A 16049-nucleotide genomic window follows, 5' to 3' on the forward strand; every position below is an offset into this window, starting at 1 on the left:
CCGGGCGCACATAAAAAAGATGTCGTTATAAATAACGACATCTTTTTTCAAAGGTCTATAAGATTTTAGAATGTTGTAACAGTCCATTCAATAGCATCTATTTTTTCCTTAACATAATCAACTGCCATCTCCGGATGAATCGTTTCTTCGTGTGAAATTGTAATGATTGACATGGTTTGTGCTAATTTAACTGTTTCTAAAATTGATAACTGATTTAAATACGCATAACCTACACCTGCAATAAACGAATCACCAGCACCTGTTACGTTGATGACCTCTACACGATTCGGTTTAACAATTCCTTCTTCATCAGCTGTACAATAATAGACACCATCAGCATCTAAACTAATAAAGACATGTTTCACACCTAATGAAAGTAAATACTGACCTGCTTTACGAACATCTTCAACTGTATTAATCTCAAATCCACATAAAACTGCTGCTTCATGACGATTCGGTTTAACGGTATGGAAGTAAGGTAATAAATGTTTAACCTCTACTGCTTTCGCAGCAGATACTGGGTCTAAAACAAACTTTGTTTTACCTTCATATTTTTTTACAATATATTCAAGAATTTCAGGATTATCAGCACCAAAGAACATATATTCTGCTTCTTCAATAACTGACGCTTTTGAATCAATAAACGCTTCCGTGATATGGTGATCAACATTAATATCAACAATCGCAGAAACCATTTCACCATGCTCATCTAAAATCGCAACATATGTTGGTGTTGAAGCTCCTTCAACAATAAGTGAATCAGACATATCCACATTCATTAGTTTTGAATGTTCTAAGATACTCTTTCCTTTTTCATCATTTCCTAATACAGAAATAAACTTCGTATTCGCACCGACACGAGCCATATTTTCGGCGATATTACGACATACTCCTCCAAAGGATACTTTCACACGTCCAGGATTTGAATCATGAGAACGATAGTTCATATTTGTAAATCCAAAAATATCATAAATTGATATACCAAAGACTAAGTTATATGCTTCTTGATTGTTTTTCATGCTTGCTAGCCTCTCCCTTTAGTTAAAATGGTAGATCAAAGTGAATTCTACTTATTCTGTCATTATATTAAATTTTCGATAACCGACAAGTCATCTCACCTTTCTCCACTAAAAAACAAGCAATAACAACAAGTCGTCATTGCTTGTTATTTATTACATTTCGTAATCAACGACAATGCGAGAAGTCGCAGCTGGTTTAACAACCTCTGTTGCTGCTTTAACATGTAGTGGATGATTTTGATAAAAATCTAATGCCTCTTTGTTTGCTAACTCTGAATATAAAACAACATCATAAGATGCATCTGATTGTAAGAAATCAATTCCAACTTCTAAATGAATTAATCCTTCGATTTTTCCATTTAAATCTTCTAATGTACGCTTAATTTCTTGTGCAGTCTCTTCTTTAGATTGACCATTAACACCTTGAATCTTCCACATAACGATATGTTTAACCATCATGTACCTCCATTTATTTTTACTTAATTTTATTTTACTGAAAATTTACACAATATTCAATACTTCGACGACTTTTGGCTTATTTTTTTCTTATCATTTTAAATAAATTGGGTTTGAAATCGCATACTCATAAGATTTGCTAATCACTTCGAACACAACCCATTGATAGTTTGACAAATTTAAATTAATGGTTCCAAGTGTCGGAACATCTTCCGCTAATGGAATGGTTTCAATCACTTGCCCATCTGCGATGACATTTAATGATTCTAATGAGCCCTGATTAGAAGCGATAAGATACGAAATTTCTACTTCATTCGTATTAACCACTCGATCACCAAAAGTTGCTTCATTTAACGTTACATCCATTAACGGACCATTTGTAATAAAAACATGTCCTTCTTTAATTCCTTTTAAAATGCCCTCAACACTCTCTTCCTCTACTTTTACATAGTTTCTAGGATTTCCATTATATAATCCTTGGGCAATCCATTCATTAAACTGCTCATTTTCACTAATTGGTGCCGTTATACTTTCACTACTAATATCATGATTGTCTGAGTTACCAAGTGCCGTTAGTTTAGCTCCTTCTGACAATAAATCAAACCACTTCTGTTTACTTATTTGATTATATGCAAATTCTTCATCAATATCGTTCAAATTCGGAATGGGTGGCATGGCCTGTCCATTCCAAATTTCTATCGCATCAAATTGCCCCCCTACGTTCCAAAATGGGAAATTTCTTCCTGGATGATTAATTTGTATCATCCCACCTTGATGATGAGTTTCATCAATCATTTGATCTATTTCATCTTCGGAAGTAAGAGCGGTCACATCAATTAAATTCGACGTATTTAAAGCTAAGTAATGTCCCTGATTTGTTGTAATCTCTTGTGCTGGAATCGCTAAATAACTTAGCTTTTGTGATAATGATAGCCATTCGTCATTTCCATCCACTGTGTTATGATCGGCGATTGCTCCAAAATCTAAACCATTGGCCAGATTTGCAATTAGAACTTCTTCAACTGTATTAAGTCCATCATCACTAAACTGAGAGTGTTGATGTAAATCACCACACAAATAACTTTTAGCTGTCCAATCCATTAATCGTGTAAGACTTATCGACTTTAAATTAAGAGGATTTTCTTTCTTTACTTCAATCGGCACTTGTTTCATCTCATATTCATAACCCTTAGATACTTCTAAGTTATAATGGCCTTCATCTAATAGGATTTCAAAGTTTCCGTCTATATCCGTTTGAATTCGCTTAATGAGTGCTCCATCACTATCAAAAAACCTCAATTGAGCAATGACTGGCTTTCCATCCTCTCCCACAATACTTCCCTTTACCTCTCCTTGTACAATTTCTACCCATTGAGAAGCCAATTGCTCACTTTCTTGAATCAGGGGTTGAAGTTGGCATAAACCTAAGATTGAATATAGTATCATTAAACTATGAATCCAGCGTCTCATCAATATCACCTTTAAATTTCAACATTCCACTCTACTCTACCCAGTTAATGCCTCATTTATTCATCACTCATAAAAAAAGCAATCCATTATCGATTGCTTTTTTATTATCATGAATAACTATGAAAGGTGTTTTACTTCATGAGATCTAAATGAATGGTTGCACTACCTTTAAAAAAATTAGCATTTAATAAAACTCCATAATTCCCTGATTTTTCGATCTTAAATTCGCCTTCTCCACCAATCGCTAAATACTCCTCTACCCCATTTTCACTTAATAAACAATATTCTGCATAACCTTCTTCTACGTTACCCGTTGCTCTCCATTTAAGAGTAGTCCCTTCTTTTAAATACCATTCCTGTACCATCAATTGTTTACTTTTTATTTTAGAAAACGTTTCTTCTTTTGTCAACTGAACTTGGTTACCATTCCAACTTGGGTGTTCTAGATTAGCTGTTGAATCCATCTTTAAATTCACTGCTTGATAGACATAATCTTCTGGAAGTGAACTTTGGTAATCATAATCATTTAGATAGCCATTAAACATCTCTACCATCGTGTCCTGCTCACACATAACCCCAAACATCCACATCGATATAGCGGGTAAAATTGCAAGCAAAAGAGACACCATCACAACTGCTATAAATGTTTTTTTATATTTTAAAATAATCTTCATCTCTTTTTCTCCTTTATTTTATAACTCTTTTGAACAGCTCGGACAATAATTCCAACTTTTTTCAATTGAACGTCCACAATTTAAACATTTTTCTTTTAAGTGTTGACCACAACGTGGGCAAGTGACATAATCTGGTCTAATTTTTTCATTACAAGTTGGACATGAAGACGCATAGCTACGACTAATAAGTAAATAAACAATAAGTGGTAGGGGTAATAAATAAGGTATAAAAATAGGAAATACCGCAAAAAGAGCCCAAACAATCTTCAAACGATCTCCTCGTTCTTTAGCATCTAAATAAATCCAAACAACTTGACCAATTCCAAAACAAATACAAACAAATAAGAATAAACACATCAGTAAAGTTACGATTATCACAATACATTTCCTCCCTCAACTAAGACACGAACTAACAAAATAATGGTTCCTATTAAAAGATACCCCCCACCTATTAAAAACACTTCTTTTTGAAATCCAAAGAGTTCAAACCAAATCCATTGCCCAAAAAAGCAACATCCAATCATAAGTATAATCAAAAGTTTTAATTGTTTTTGACGTTTCTTGATTTGTTGTTGATTGGCCTCTTGGATAATTTTTAACGTATCAATTTTATGAATCAATCCCGCTTCTTCTAATTTTTCATCTTTCAAACACTCCATAACTATTCCTCCTATTCTAATAATTTTTTTCTCATCGATTGAATCACAGAATGGATTCTTGACTTCGTTGTTCCGTGAGCGACATTAAAATAAGTTGATATTTCTTCAATGCTGTAACCATAATAATGCCTCAAAATGAAGCTCACTCGTTGTTCCTCATTCATTTGTTGTAAGGTGTCTAATGCCTCTCTAAATTGTAATTGAGTAAACACTTCACCTTCAGCATTAACACTCAAATGCTGCAACGCCTCCTCATCATAAATCATCCGTTGTTGTTTTCGGACTTCATTTTTATAACAATTTGTTGCAATTTGAATTAAATAGGTTGAAAATTTACAATCACCTCGAAATTTTTTTATATTTAGCGTTGCCTTTAATAATGACTCTTGTACTAAATCTTCTGCCAAATGAACATTTCCACACAATTTAATTAAATAGCCAAAAAGCATTTTATAATGCATATCGAACAAAATATTTAAACAGTGTCGATCACCATCTCTAGCTCGTCTGACGAGTTGCTCCTCATCCAAAACTCTCACCCTCTTTCACCCTCTAGACCTCATTTTGTTATTTATTTTTTCCTCTCTACTTATTAAAACTAGATTACTTGAATGATGAGGTCCCTCCATTTAAAAAAGTTCATTGCTATTTTTATAGCTTCCTGAAACTTTTTCTCTCACTAATAAGACACACAAACGGATAAAAAGTTCATTATTTTTTTAAAATTTTAATAGAAAAAGACTATTTCTGATGAGAAATAGCCTCTAATCGCATTTAATTTAAACATCATTTTAAATCAGCTTGCTCAATTAATCCTTTTTGATGCATTACTTTTGAAACGACTAAACTAAAAACAACAGGAACAATAACGTGCAAAATTACAAGTAGCTTAGCATTTTAAGCATAAGTGACCCCTACTCCAATAGCAGCTGCCATGAAGACTTTCTCAACTCCTCCCACTTCAGTTAGAAAGAAAGGTTTAAAAGTGTTCCTATTTTAATAATAATAGTTCTCACCACTAAAGTGGCAGCAATCCAATTCAATTTAACGTTGAAATCAAATTATTCTTCACTTCAATCGCCCTTATATATATCGATGTCTTGTCACTAAATTTTTCAAAAAATTTCATGACCAAGCCATGAAATTCATTAATGATAAATTTATCCTATTTATTATTTCAATCGCTCATGAATGAAATGATGTTGTTTTAATTCGTTGATAATCTCTTCATACATCTGTTCATTTTCGACTTCTAACGTATGATAATGAATCCCCTCTGTTAACAAAGATAGAGGCTTTGTTTGAGCTTGACTCACTTTTTCAATAAACGTTTTGACATCCTTTAAATAATTTAAGTTTAAAACGACTCGAATCTCACCGTAAACCGGATGTTCAACAATCACATCAATCACTTTTCCACCATACGAAATAATTAACTCTAATTCCTTTTGTAACTCTTCAATTGTATGTCCATGTTTACAGCAAATCGTTTTCAAAAGACCTGAGGCTACAGGTTCTTGAATCATATATCCAGAAGGAGTTGCCACTACTTGGATTCCTTTCGCACGTAATAATGCGATATCTTGCACAATAACTTGACGGCTCACTTGATACATTTTAGCCAATTCACTACCTTTGATTGGTTGGATGGCCTTCGATAACGTCTCATAAATCGCCTCGCGACGTGTTACTGATTCCATATTTCTCACCCTCTTACATTAAAGCTTTTCTTTATTTTAATAAAAATTTAAAACCATGTCTACTTCTGAATAAAAACTCAAGGTTACCCTTGAGTTTTTCAAATTAGTTTAATTGATTTAAATAACTTTCTCCAATGGCGGGAATTTCTACATCAAAGTTTTCGGCCACTGTTGCTCCAATGTTAGCAAATGATTTACCAATTGGTAACTCTCCACTTGCTTGCATCGATGGTGAATACATAATGACTGGGATATACTCACGTGTATGATCGCTTCCTGATGCAATTGGATCATTTCCGTGATCAGCAGAGATAATTAATAAATCATCTGCTTTCATTTCTGATAACACCTCTCCTAATTGAACATCAAATTCTTCTAAACATTTCGCATATCCTAATGGGTCACGACGATGTCCATACATCGCATCAAAATCAACTAAGTTTAAGAAGGCTAATCCATTGAAGTCACGTTTCATCACATTTAATAATTGATTCATTCCATCTTCATTTGATTTCGTTAAGATAGCTTCTGTTACACCTTCTCCAACATAAATATCATTGATTTTACCAATCGCAATCACTTCTTGACCTGCATCTTTTAATTCATTTAAGACCGTACGTCCGAATGGCTTTAACGCATAATCATGACGATTTGGTGTACGTTTGAATTCCCCTCTTTTCGGCCCAACGAATGGACGTGCAATAATACGTCCAACTTTCCATTCTTCTTTCATTGTGATCTCACGTGCAACCTTACACATATTCCATAACTCTTCAACTGGAATAACACCTTCATGAGCTGCAATCTGTAGCACAGAATCCGCTGATGTATAAACGATGATATCACCTGTTGTCATGTGCTGCTCTCCCAATTCATCTAAAATTTCCGTTCCAGATGATGATTTATTTCCAATTACTTTACGACCTGTACGCGCCTCTAATTCATCAATTAACTCTTTAGGGAATCCCGTGTCCGTGAAGGTACGGAACGGTTCTGTAATTTTAAGCCCCATGATTTCCCAGTGTCCAGTCATCGTATCTTTCCCTACTGATAACTCTTCACACTTCGTATAATATCCTTTTTCTGGTCGAATCGGTGCCACACCTTCAATTTCAGTTAAATTTCCTAGTCCTAATGCTTGCATATGAGGCATATTTAATCCTTTAGCAGTCTCTGCAATATGTTTTAACGTATTTGCCCCTGTATCATTATAATCTTTTGCATCTGGTAATTCCCCAGCCCCTACAGAGTCCATAATAACTAAAAATATACGATTATACTTCATAAATAACTTCCTTTCTAACGTACAAACTAATACAAACTTAGTATTAATCAATCCCGTTTACTTATTTATTATATTTCATTTTTCCAAACTTTGCGAGAAAAAGCCTTCATTTTCAGCACTTGTTTTCCCGCTTCGTGGATGCGCTTGCTCAAATACCCCACGTAAATGATCTTTACTAATATGCGTATAAATTTGAGTCGTTGCAATATCAGAATGCCCTAACATTTCTTGTACTAAACGTAAATCGACCCCATTTTCAATTAGATGTGTGGCAAAGGAATGGCGAAGCTTATGGGGAGATAATTCTTTTGTAATCCCCGCCAGTTGAGCTTGTTTTTTTAAAATTTTCCAAAAACCTTGGCGTGTCATCATCTCACCGAAACGATTTAAAAACAAGACATCTGTCGGTTTCTTTAAAAGTTTAGGTCGGGCAATTGTTAAATAAAGATCTAGCACCTCAGCAGCTACTTCACCAATCGGAACGATTCGTTCCTTATTTCCCTTTCCTTGACATTTAATAAATTGCATCGATAAATGTAAATCTTCAAGTCTTAAATTCAAAAGTTCAGTGACACGAAGACCTGAGGCATATAATAATTCGACCATCGCTCGATTTCGAAGGTCTCCTGGTGTATCTTGTTTAAAACTTTCAAGTAATGCATCGACTTCCTCGATACTTAGAATTTCCGGTAAATCACGTGTTAACTTCGGGCTTTCAATTAAATCACATGGATTTTTCACACAAACTTTCTCAATAATTAAATACTGGTGAAACGCCCGAATCGCTGACAAATGACGAGCGACTGACTTAGTATTGAGCCCTCGCTCATATAGTTCAATCAAGTAAAGCTGAATCTGCTCGCGCTCAATTTGATTGAGTTGCTCAACAGATTGCTGTTTGATAAAGCTTAAGTAACTTCTTAAGTCTCGTTCATAATTCTCTTTTGTATTTAAGCTTAATCCACGATCAATCATTAAATATGTTAAAAATCCGTCCAATTCCATTTGATAGTTCATCTATTTCTCTCCTTAAAAAGAAAAGAACTTCTACTTAAGTAAAAGCTCTTAACATTCCTTTGATTCTTGACATGATGCGCATGTTCCATAAAGGGTTAGGTCATGATCAGTGACATTAAATCCATACTTTTCTTTGATAAAGGCCTCATAACTTTCTAATTCATCCGCAATTTCAATGATGCGATTACACGTGGTACAAATTAAATGGTGATGAAAATGATTTTGCTCATCTAAATCAATTACATCATAATAATTAACCCCATCATTTTTTATTTTAACGTTGCGAACAATTTTTAGCTTTTCAAACAGCTCCAACGTTCGATAGACGGTTGCAATTCCAATCGAGCTGTCAATATGTCTCACTAAATCATATAACGTTTCGGCAGAAAAGTGTTCATCTGAATGATCAACAATGACTTTTAAAATTTGTTTACGCTGTTTTGTTAATTTCGAACCTGATTTAACGATCATTGCTTCATATTTTGAAAGTTGTGTCATTTTTTCACCATCTTGCTATTAAAATCTAAATTTAGTTATAGTTTATTATAACACTTCTCTTTCAAAATTAATATTTATTTGCAACATTAGATTTGATGTCGCATCAGAAGACGTCGAAATAAAGTCATCAGCTGACTGTTCTACGGGCTGAGCTTGACCTGCTTTTTCAAACTGATGGTAGACAATCGGTTGGATTAAGTACGTCACTCCTGAAGTCACCAATGTTAAAACCATAATAATGAATAACTGATAAAAGTAATATAGTAAATGCTTTTTTAAAAGAGTCGTATTTTTCTTAAAGAAAATAATTTTGACCGCCATAATTACAAAACGAACACTAAAATAACCACTTAAAATGGTAACACCTAAAATAAGTGAATACTGAATTAACCAAAGAAAACTTGTCCAAATGGCTTGCATAGGTGCTAATGTTTGAAAGATAAAGAAGACATTAAATCCAGCGATGACTCCTTTTAAGAAAACTAAAAACAAATTGACGACGACACCAATGACAGTTAATCCTAACACCCACATACTTCCTTGATACATGAATTGTTTATAAAATAATTGATTAAATGACCATTGAGTTTGATCAAACGCATTAATATTTTCATTCACATAGTTCACCATTAAACTTTGTGACGATTGTTCCAATTTAATATAAAGTGAAGACCCAATAATATCACCAATGATGACGAGTAGTAGTAGAACATACATGACATATAAGACATAAGAGAACGATTTTTTGCGACGTTTTTGTGCGACCATGAGCACTTCCCCCTTTCTTTTCTAACTTTATGAAAGAAAAAGAGAAACTATGCTAAAAAATAGTAAAGATTTATGGTTATTTTTTAAAATCAAAGACTGCCGACACATTCGCTTAATATTCCTCAATGATATGTTCTAATTTAACGATGGTTTCTCCCCCTATGACAACTCTTGTCAGTTTAAGAATGCTGATTACCACTGATGATGAAGGATCAAGTATTGAATCGCATAAATCGTTTTAAAATCACAAATACGCCCTTCCTCTACGAACTTTAAGGCTTCCTCTTTTGTAACATGATATAAATTAATAAATTCGTCTTCATCTCCAGCCACTTCATAATCTAGCTTTTGGGGATTAATGACTAAAAAGTTTTCAATATATTCATTACAAAAACCTGGTGACGTGGCGAAACGACCAATCATTTTTAACGATTCACACGTGTAGCCTGTCTCCTCCTCTAATTCACGCTTAGCTGTCACACTAGTTTCTTCTCCGGGTTCAATTTTACCAGCTGGTGTTTCCAAGGTCGCTTTTTCAATCGGATAACGATATTGCTCGACTAACATTAAACGATTCGCCTCATCTAGGGCGATTAAATTTACTCCTCCTGGATGATGAACAACGACACGTTTGGCCTGTTTATCATTCGGTAAAATGACCTCATCCTCTGTCACCTTTAAAAATGAGTTGCGGTAATACTCCTGACTTGTTAATTGTTTTTCTTCCAATTTTTTCATAATCACTTTTGTCCTTTCTGAATCCCTTTTTGAATAAGATGGGTGCCATGTTTTGTTTTTATTTGTTGAATGGTTTGGTTTAACTTCTCTTCACTCGCAAACGACTGATAATTAAAGAGATTTAATTGTTGAGTCACTTTATTCGTATTGACTAAATTCGTCGTATTCACTCCAATTAAGCGCAGGGCTTGTCCTTCCCAATGTTCATCAAATAGCTCTTCAATGATTGGATAGAGTTCATTGACACTTTGAATCGGAACTTGAACCGTTTGACTCCGTGTGATTTGTTTAAATGACGTATCTTTTAATTGAATACTAATCGTCTTAGCGTATAAACCATATTTTTTTAATCGATTCGACGTCTTAATACACATTCGCTTGGCCTCTGCTTTTATTTCCTCATCAAAACAATAGTCTTTAGAAAAGGTCGTCGAATGACCGATGCTAGATGGAACTTCATACTTATTTGGGTTGATTGGATTTTGATCATTTCCTTTTGCATTCTCAATCCATTTGAGTGCATGATGCCCAAAGAGTTGCTCAATTTTATCAACGTCTTTATAATGCACCAAGTCGCCAATTGTATTTATCCCTAATTGCTTTAATTTAGGTGAAGAGGCTTTACCTACCCCAAACATCTCCTCAATCGGCATCGGCCATAGGATGTGTGGCAAATCTCGTTTCCTTAAAACCGTTATCCCATTCGGCTTTTTCATATCAGAAGCCATCTTTGCTAAAAACTTATTCGGTGCGATACCAATACTGCATCCAATCTTTAATTCATTGAATATGCGTTGTTGAATTTGTTGTGCTAAGTGAAGCGGGTGAATCTCTTGATAAAGGTGAGTGACATCCACATACGCCTCATCAATGGATGCCTTTTCAACTTGATCACTATATTCATGTAATAACTGAATAAATTGCTGAGATATTTTTCGATATAAATCAAAGTTCGCCGATGCAACCACTAAATGTGGACACTTTTTTTTAGCTTGCATCAGTGGCATGGCACTATGAACCCCATATTGACGAGCAACATAATTTGCAGTAACCACAATTCCACGCTTCGAAGACTTCTCACCTGTAATAGCCAACGGTAAGTTTTGCAATTCTGGTCGTAATATCGTTTCACACGAAGCGAAGAAAGCGTTTAAGTCAATATGGAATATAATTCTAAATATCGGCGTTCCCAAAGTTAAATCCTCTTCCTTTTTCTAAGCATTTATATTATAATAGACTAAGTTACAGTATACATTATAGCAAATTTTGTCTATGAGGTGAATTTAGTATGGCTAAAAAAGCACAACATAATTTAAACAAGATGAAGGGCACAAAAATCTTATTATTAATTTTAGCATTATCATTCGTCGTTGTCCCTTTAATTTCATTAATCGTAAGTATTATCAATCTTCGCGATATGCCTTTCTTTTAATAAAAAAAAATCATTTACTGACTTAGTAAATGATTTTTTTTATTTAAGGAATATATACAAATGAAACAGGGCTTGATTCTACTTGCGCTTGTGATAACGCGGTGACCGCATAAGTATAAACGGCATTTGGATCAGCAGTTGTATCTGTATAATGTTGAACAACTTCTCCTTTATTTTTTCCAATGACATCTAAAATATAACTTGCATCTGAAAAATCGATCGTTTCACGATATCTTGCTCGAGGAACCCGATAGATCACATAGTATTGACTATTATTTTCAAGTGAATCTTCAAATTGAATTAAAGTACATTCTTCATCACATGGTGTCACCATTAAATTTTGTACCGGATTAGTCACACGCATTTGTAACCATGGTCGAGGGGGTACAAGACTATAAGTGGTTAAGACTTCATTTTCTAAACGAGAAAGAGCCTGATTTAACACTTGTTGACCGGGCTCATTATTATCATAAGCAATTAAATTATGATAAGTAAAGAACACATAACCATCATTATCAGAAAGGGTGCGAAGATAACGTATTTGGTCGACGATTTCTTCAGGATTTTGCCAAGCTGGGTGCTGATAGTCTTCATTATAAAGATATAAACCTAATCCCATATAAAGTTGGGTACGAGAATTCCCAACCACTTTATTCCACCAGGCAGCTACTTCCGCAAACGATGAAAGAGAATCTGACAATGACCAATAATTTTGTGGCACAATATAATCTAACCATTCTTCATCCACCCATAGTTTTGAATTCACGTATTCACTTAAAGAGGATAACTGGGCTGATGAAGTATTCGAACCTACGCCCTCCGTTTCTTCAGCTGAGGCCCAAACCCCAAATGGACTGATTCCAAATGCAATACTTTTTCCATTTTCAACACCATATTCATGAATGGTGCGTGATAATGTGTAGACTAACTGATTAATATTTTGTTCTCGCCAGGTATCGATATCTTGATTAGGTTCATGATTAGCTTCATAAGTCGCATAATCTGGACTTTCATCAGCAAAGCTAATGACCGTTGGCTGTCCATTAACTTCTGCTTCATATGAATACGGATAGAAGTAATCATCAAAATGTACGGCATCAATGGCATAGTTTTGAACAACTTCCATGACGGTTTGAACAATAAACTCACGAACTTCTGGAACACCTGGATCTAAATAGATTTGACGATTAAAATAATAAACCCAATCAGGATGACGTCTCGCATAATGTGTATCACTCAATGAATTTAATAGACTTTGTTTCGTTGAGTTTGGATCACCCACTGGTGTTAAGCGGTACGGGTTAAACCAGGCATGAAATTCAATCCCTTCTTGATGGGTCACTTCAATCATCCATGTTAAGGGATCAAAGTCACCCCAATCGGGTTTCACGCCTTGTTCACCTGTTAAGTAAGCACTCCATGGATTGACACCTGATTCATAAAAGGCATCTCCTTCAGGTCGAACTTGAAAAAAGATTGCATTTAAAGTTAATGCTTTACAGCGACGAAGAATTGCTAAAAATTCAGATTTAAATAATTCCAGATTAAACCCATTCTCATAAACTGCCTTACTAGGAAAGTCATTGTTACGTACCGTTGTAATCCAAACCCCACGCAATTCCTCTTTTTTAGGTCCTAATACTTTCGGTACATAAACCACTTCTCCACCAACTGTAATAGGTGCCTGTGTAAAGGCATTGTTCAAGGTGATTAAATTGCCTTCGGATGTATCTTGTCGAGCCGTTTGTCTCATTAACTCATGACTGGTTTCTTGTGCCACCTCTGTATTCGATTGCACGGATGCGTTTGATGAACGAATTCGTTGACAATATGGACAATCACACGTTAATTGATAAGTATGAATTTTATAATATCCCATCTTCTCTTTTAAGAGATTGATGAAGTTTATTCATCAATCATCTTATTCCTCCTTTCATTATCATTTTCAGTCATGTTAGTCTCTTGATGTGAGTTACTTCCATTCTGAATTAATATATGATAAAAGTACAACGATGGTGAATACTATAAAAAAAAGAGCATTGGAACTCAATGCTCAAGGATTAGACAATTAAGATGCAACTTTATTTTTATGTTCTAAACGTAGTTTATCTGCAATCATCGCAATAAACTCTGAGTTTGTTGGTTTTGATTTTGAAACGCTTACTGTATACCCAAAGATATTTGAAATAGCTTCGATATTTCCACGGTTCCATGCCACTTCAATCGCATGACGAATTGCACGTTCAACACGTGAAGCTGTTGTCTTATATTTTTTAGCCACGTCTGGATACAATACCTTTGTAATTGATCCAAGAAGTTCAATATCATTATAAACCATATTGATTGATTCTCGTAAGTATAAGTACCCTTTAATATGTGCTGGTACACCCATTTCATGTAAAATATTTGTAATCTCTGACTCTAAATCAAACTCTTTTACTGCTGGACGATTTCCATATAAATGGTTGACCGGCTTTGATACTTCTGTCGTATCGAAACGAACATTAATATCACGAATGATTTTAACAATTTTATTAATTTCAAATGGTTTCATAATGAAATACGATGCCCCTAATTCAGCAGCACGCATCATGATTTTCTCTTGATTGAATGCAGTAAACATAATAATATGTCGTGGACGTTTATATAGGGTTGGATTTTCTTTTAATTCTTCTAATACACTTACCCCATCTAGATCAGGCATAACAACATCTAATAATAAAATGTCGATGTCGCGTTGTCTTAAAACAGATAATACCTCATTTCCATTTCCCGCTACTTCTACAACTTCCATGTCCTCTTGTAAGGAAATATACTCAGATAATACCGTTATTAATTCTTTATTGTCGTCAGCTAATAGAACTTTTAATTTATTCATTTTTTGGCCCCCTAATTTTTCCGGTTATATATCTATTAAATTACAGTTCCTTACATTTTTCAATAATTACTTCTCATTTTTTGAGAGATTATAAATTTTCATAAATATATTCGACAAATATTTTTTATCATGTTTTGTCTTTTATTTCGTTTCGGTTTAGTTTATCTTGTTGTTGTCTGATTATGTCGAAAAAACGAATCTCACTTATTAGGCTGCATCAGATTGTGCTTCTTCGCTACGATAGTTGATTCCCGACTCTTGTAACATCCATTCAATAAAGATACCATATCCCATCGTTGAATCATGAACTAAAACGTGAGTCACAGCACCAACAATTTTACCATCTTGAATAATAGGGCTTCCACTCATCCCCTGGACAATTCCACCTGTTTGATTGATTAAACGTTCATCTGTTACCGTATATTTAATTCCTTTTATTGCTTTTTGTGTTTGCATATTAACTTCGGTAATATTAATATCAAACGCTTCCACTTTATTTCCATTTAAGACAGTTAAAATTTGTGCGGGACCTGCTTTTACTTCATTAATATAAGCAATGGGCATTAAATCTTTTTGATTATGTAACTCTGAACTCATAACACCATAAATACCAAAATTATTATTTTTTTCTAATGTCCCTAACTTATCATCAAATAAGATGTCGGCGACTTTTTCACCAGGTTTACCACTTGTTGCTTTACGAACAGAAACTACATTCGAATTAATAATTTCACCATTTTTTATACTAACTAACTGATTCGTATCTTGATCGATTATTTCATGACCTAATGCTCCATATTTATGTGAATTCGGATCAATAAAAGTTAAAGTTCCGATTCCCGCTAATTTATCTCTTAAGTATAGCCCAGTTGTCATCACTCCATCTGTAGAGATCACAGGGTGAACAGTTAAATGTGATGTCTTTCCTTGACGGTTAATGGTTAAAATCATTTGTTTACTTTGCTCTGCGAGTAAAAGCTGCTCTTTATACTCCTCAATCGTTGAAACCTTCTGATTATTAACTGCTAAAATTAAATCACCTTTCATAATCCCAGCATCTTTAGCTGGATTAATAGTTCCTTCTGCTGTATTGACTTGATACGTATCTACCACCACAAGACCATCTGTCTGAATTTTGATCCCAATCGCGTCACCACCCGGGATTAACATATAGCGTCCTTCAGTTTGGTTAACTGGTGTCGATTCTTCACTTGAAGAATAAGAAACCTCATAGATTTTTCGTTTTTCATCAATATGTAAAAGTTGTTCATTATTAGATTGTGCCCATGCATACTCTTGTGCAGGAGCGCTAATACTTAATAAAGAGAAGACAAATATTAATATATTATGAGCTAAAAAGCTTTTTTTATTTATTTTTTTATTCATATTGCGCCTCCTTTCAACTTTATCCGACACGAACTACGCTATTATTATGGCTTTTTCAACACTAAATAT

Annotated in this window: 18 protein-coding genes; 1 reads left to right on the forward strand and 17 read right to left on the reverse strand. The window is 34.3% G+C overall.

Annotation, left to right across the window (positions count from 1 at the left end; all coding sequences use genetic code 11):
- Positions 1 to 65: 65 nt before the first annotated feature.
- From NEH74_RS00915 to NEH74_RS00980, 14 genes are all read right to left on the reverse strand, one after another.
- Positions 66 to 1019 carry a carbohydrate kinase family protein gene (locus tag NEH74_RS00915; RefSeq protein ID WP_055243469.1) on the reverse strand — a complete coding sequence of 318 codons (954 nt, stop codon included), beginning with the start codon at positions 1017 to 1019 and terminating at the stop codon, positions 66 to 68.
- 153 nt (positions 1020 to 1172) lie between these two features.
- The gene (locus NEH74_RS00920) at positions 1173 to 1475 is read right to left on the reverse strand and encodes a Dabb family protein (protein WP_055243468.1); all 303 of its coding nucleotides are present in this window, start codon (positions 1473 to 1475) and stop codon (positions 1173 to 1175) included.
- Positions 1476 to 1568: 93 nt separating this feature from the next.
- Positions 1569 to 2945 (reverse strand): CehA/McbA family metallohydrolase, encoded by a 1377-nt coding sequence (locus tag NEH74_RS00925; RefSeq protein ID WP_055305560.1) that lies wholly within the window; start codon positions 2943 to 2945, stop codon positions 1569 to 1571.
- Positions 2946 to 3076: 131 nt separating this feature from the next.
- Positions 3077 to 3619, reverse strand: a complete 543-nt coding sequence (locus NEH74_RS00930) for a hypothetical protein (protein ID WP_055305561.1) — start codon at positions 3617 to 3619, stop codon at positions 3077 to 3079.
- A gap of 18 nt (positions 3620 to 3637) precedes the next feature.
- Positions 3638 to 3997: a zinc ribbon domain-containing protein gene (locus NEH74_RS00935; protein WP_055305562.1), complete on the reverse strand. Its 360-nt coding sequence runs from the start codon at positions 3995 to 3997 to the stop codon at positions 3638 to 3640.
- Complete coding sequence (locus NEH74_RS00940; RefSeq protein ID WP_055305563.1) at positions 3994 to 4278, reverse strand: hypothetical protein; 285 nt, start codon at positions 4276 to 4278, stop codon at positions 3994 to 3996. The genes NEH74_RS00935 and NEH74_RS00940 overlap by 4 nt, the downstream gene beginning before the upstream one ends.
- A gap of 11 nt (positions 4279 to 4289) precedes the next feature.
- Positions 4290 to 4817 (reverse strand): sigma-70 family RNA polymerase sigma factor, encoded by a 528-nt coding sequence (locus NEH74_RS00945; RefSeq protein WP_238581293.1) that lies wholly within the window; start codon positions 4815 to 4817, stop codon positions 4290 to 4292.
- 633 nt (positions 4818 to 5450) lie between these two features.
- Complete coding sequence (locus tag NEH74_RS00950) at positions 5451 to 5978, reverse strand: transcription repressor NadR (RefSeq protein WP_055305565.1); 528 nt, start codon at positions 5976 to 5978, stop codon at positions 5451 to 5453.
- A 103-nt stretch (positions 5979 to 6081) separates the two neighbouring features.
- Positions 6082 to 7263, reverse strand: coding sequence for a phosphopentomutase (deoB, locus tag NEH74_RS00955; protein WP_055305566.1), 1182 nt, complete (start codon positions 7261 to 7263; stop codon positions 6082 to 6084).
- Between the two features lie 75 nt (positions 7264 to 7338).
- Positions 7339 to 8280, reverse strand: coding sequence for a site-specific tyrosine recombinase XerD (xerD, locus tag NEH74_RS00960; protein ID WP_055305567.1), 942 nt, complete (start codon positions 8278 to 8280; stop codon positions 7339 to 7341).
- A gap of 48 nt (positions 8281 to 8328) precedes the next feature.
- Positions 8329 to 8778, reverse strand: coding sequence for a Fur family transcriptional regulator (locus tag NEH74_RS00965; RefSeq protein WP_055243458.1), 450 nt, complete (start codon positions 8776 to 8778; stop codon positions 8329 to 8331).
- Between the two features lie 45 nt (positions 8779 to 8823).
- On the reverse strand, positions 8824 to 9546 hold the full coding sequence (locus NEH74_RS00970; RefSeq protein ID WP_055243457.1) for a stage II sporulation protein M: 723 nt from the start codon (positions 9544 to 9546) through the stop codon (positions 8824 to 8826).
- 192 nt (positions 9547 to 9738) lie between these two features.
- A complete protein-coding gene (locus tag NEH74_RS00975) occupies positions 9739 to 10284 on the reverse strand; it encodes an NUDIX hydrolase (protein WP_055243456.1) in 546 nt (181 codons plus the stop codon).
- A 2-nt stretch (positions 10285 to 10286) separates the two neighbouring features.
- Complete coding sequence (locus NEH74_RS00980) at positions 10287 to 11477, reverse strand: DNA polymerase IV (RefSeq protein ID WP_055305568.1); 1191 nt, start codon at positions 11475 to 11477, stop codon at positions 10287 to 10289.
- A 95-nt stretch (positions 11478 to 11572) separates the two neighbouring features.
- On the opposite strand from NEH74_RS00980, the gene NEH74_RS00985 reads away from it, so the two are divergent.
- Positions 11573 to 11716, forward strand: a complete 144-nt coding sequence (locus NEH74_RS00985; RefSeq protein ID WP_172676275.1) for a hypothetical protein — start codon at positions 11573 to 11575, stop codon at positions 11714 to 11716.
- Between the two features lie 43 nt (positions 11717 to 11759).
- On the opposite strand, the gene NEH74_RS00990 is transcribed toward NEH74_RS00985, so the two are convergent.
- From NEH74_RS00990 to spoIVB, 3 genes are all read right to left on the reverse strand, one after another.
- Positions 11760 to 13595, reverse strand: a complete 1836-nt coding sequence (locus NEH74_RS00990; protein WP_055305569.1) for a glycoside hydrolase family 10 protein — start codon at positions 13593 to 13595, stop codon at positions 11760 to 11762.
- A gap of 189 nt (positions 13596 to 13784) precedes the next feature.
- Entirely contained in the window at positions 13785 to 14594 is an 810-nt protein-coding gene (spo0A, locus tag NEH74_RS00995; RefSeq protein ID WP_055243453.1) for a sporulation transcription factor Spo0A, read from the reverse strand.
- 207 nt (positions 14595 to 14801) lie between these two features.
- Positions 14802 to 15980, reverse strand: a complete 1179-nt coding sequence (gene spoIVB / locus NEH74_RS01000; protein ID WP_055305570.1) for a SpoIVB peptidase — start codon at positions 15978 to 15980, stop codon at positions 14802 to 14804.
- Positions 15981 to 16049 lie beyond the last annotated feature (69 nt).

Origin of the sequence: Turicibacter sp. GALT-G1, assembly GCF_025594995.1 — a bacterium.
Lineage (GTDB): Bacteria > Bacillota_I > Bacilli_A > MOL361 > Turicibacteraceae > Turicibacter > Turicibacter bilis.

Excerpts from the sequence above, each read along its gene's own strand:
- NEH74_RS00950 (WP_055305565.1), bottom strand. The coding sequence starts at position 5,978 with ATGGAATCAGTAACACGTCGCGAGGCGATTTATGAGACGTTATCGAAG.
- NEH74_RS00925 (WP_055305560.1), bottom strand. The coding sequence starts at position 2,945 with ATGAGACGCTGGATTCATAGTTTAATGATACTATATTCAATCTTAGGT.
- NEH74_RS00920 (WP_055243468.1), bottom strand. The coding sequence starts at position 1,475 with ATGGTTAAACATATCGTTATGTGGAAGATTCAAGGTGTTAATGGTCAA.
- NEH74_RS00965 (WP_055243458.1), bottom strand. The coding sequence starts at position 8,778 with ATGACACAACTTTCAAAATATGAAGCAATGATCGTTAAATCAGGTTCG.
- spoIVB (WP_055305570.1), bottom strand. The coding sequence starts at position 15,980 with ATGAATAAAAAAATAAATAAAAAAAGCTTTTTAGCTCATAATATATTA.
- NEH74_RS00985 (WP_172676275.1), top strand. The coding sequence starts at position 11,573 with ATGGCTAAAAAAGCACAACATAATTTAAACAAGATGAAGGGCACAAAA.
- NEH74_RS00990 (WP_055305569.1), bottom strand. The coding sequence starts at position 13,595 with ATGGGATATTATAAAATTCATACTTATCAATTAACGTGTGATTGTCCA.
- NEH74_RS00930 (WP_055305561.1), bottom strand. The coding sequence starts at position 3,619 with ATGAAGATTATTTTAAAATATAAAAAAACATTTATAGCAGTTGTGATG.
- NEH74_RS00940 (WP_055305563.1), bottom strand. The coding sequence starts at position 4,278 with ATGGAGTGTTTGAAAGATGAAAAATTAGAAGAAGCGGGATTGATTCAT.
- spo0A (WP_055243453.1), bottom strand. The coding sequence starts at position 14,594 with ATGAATAAATTAAAAGTTCTATTAGCTGACGACAATAAAGAATTAATA.
- xerD (WP_055305567.1), bottom strand. The coding sequence starts at position 8,280 with ATGAACTATCAAATGGAATTGGACGGATTTTTAACATATTTAATGATT.
- NEH74_RS00975 (WP_055243456.1), bottom strand. The coding sequence starts at position 10,284 with ATGAAAAAATTGGAAGAAAAACAATTAACAAGTCAGGAGTATTACCGC.
- deoB (WP_055305566.1), bottom strand. The coding sequence starts at position 7,263 with ATGAAGTATAATCGTATATTTTTAGTTATTATGGACTCTGTAGGGGCT.
- NEH74_RS00970 (WP_055243457.1), bottom strand. The coding sequence starts at position 9,546 with ATGGTCGCACAAAAACGTCGCAAAAAATCGTTCTCTTATGTCTTATAT.
- NEH74_RS00915 (WP_055243469.1), bottom strand. The coding sequence starts at position 1,019 with ATGAAAAACAATCAAGAAGCATATAACTTAGTCTTTGGTATATCAATT.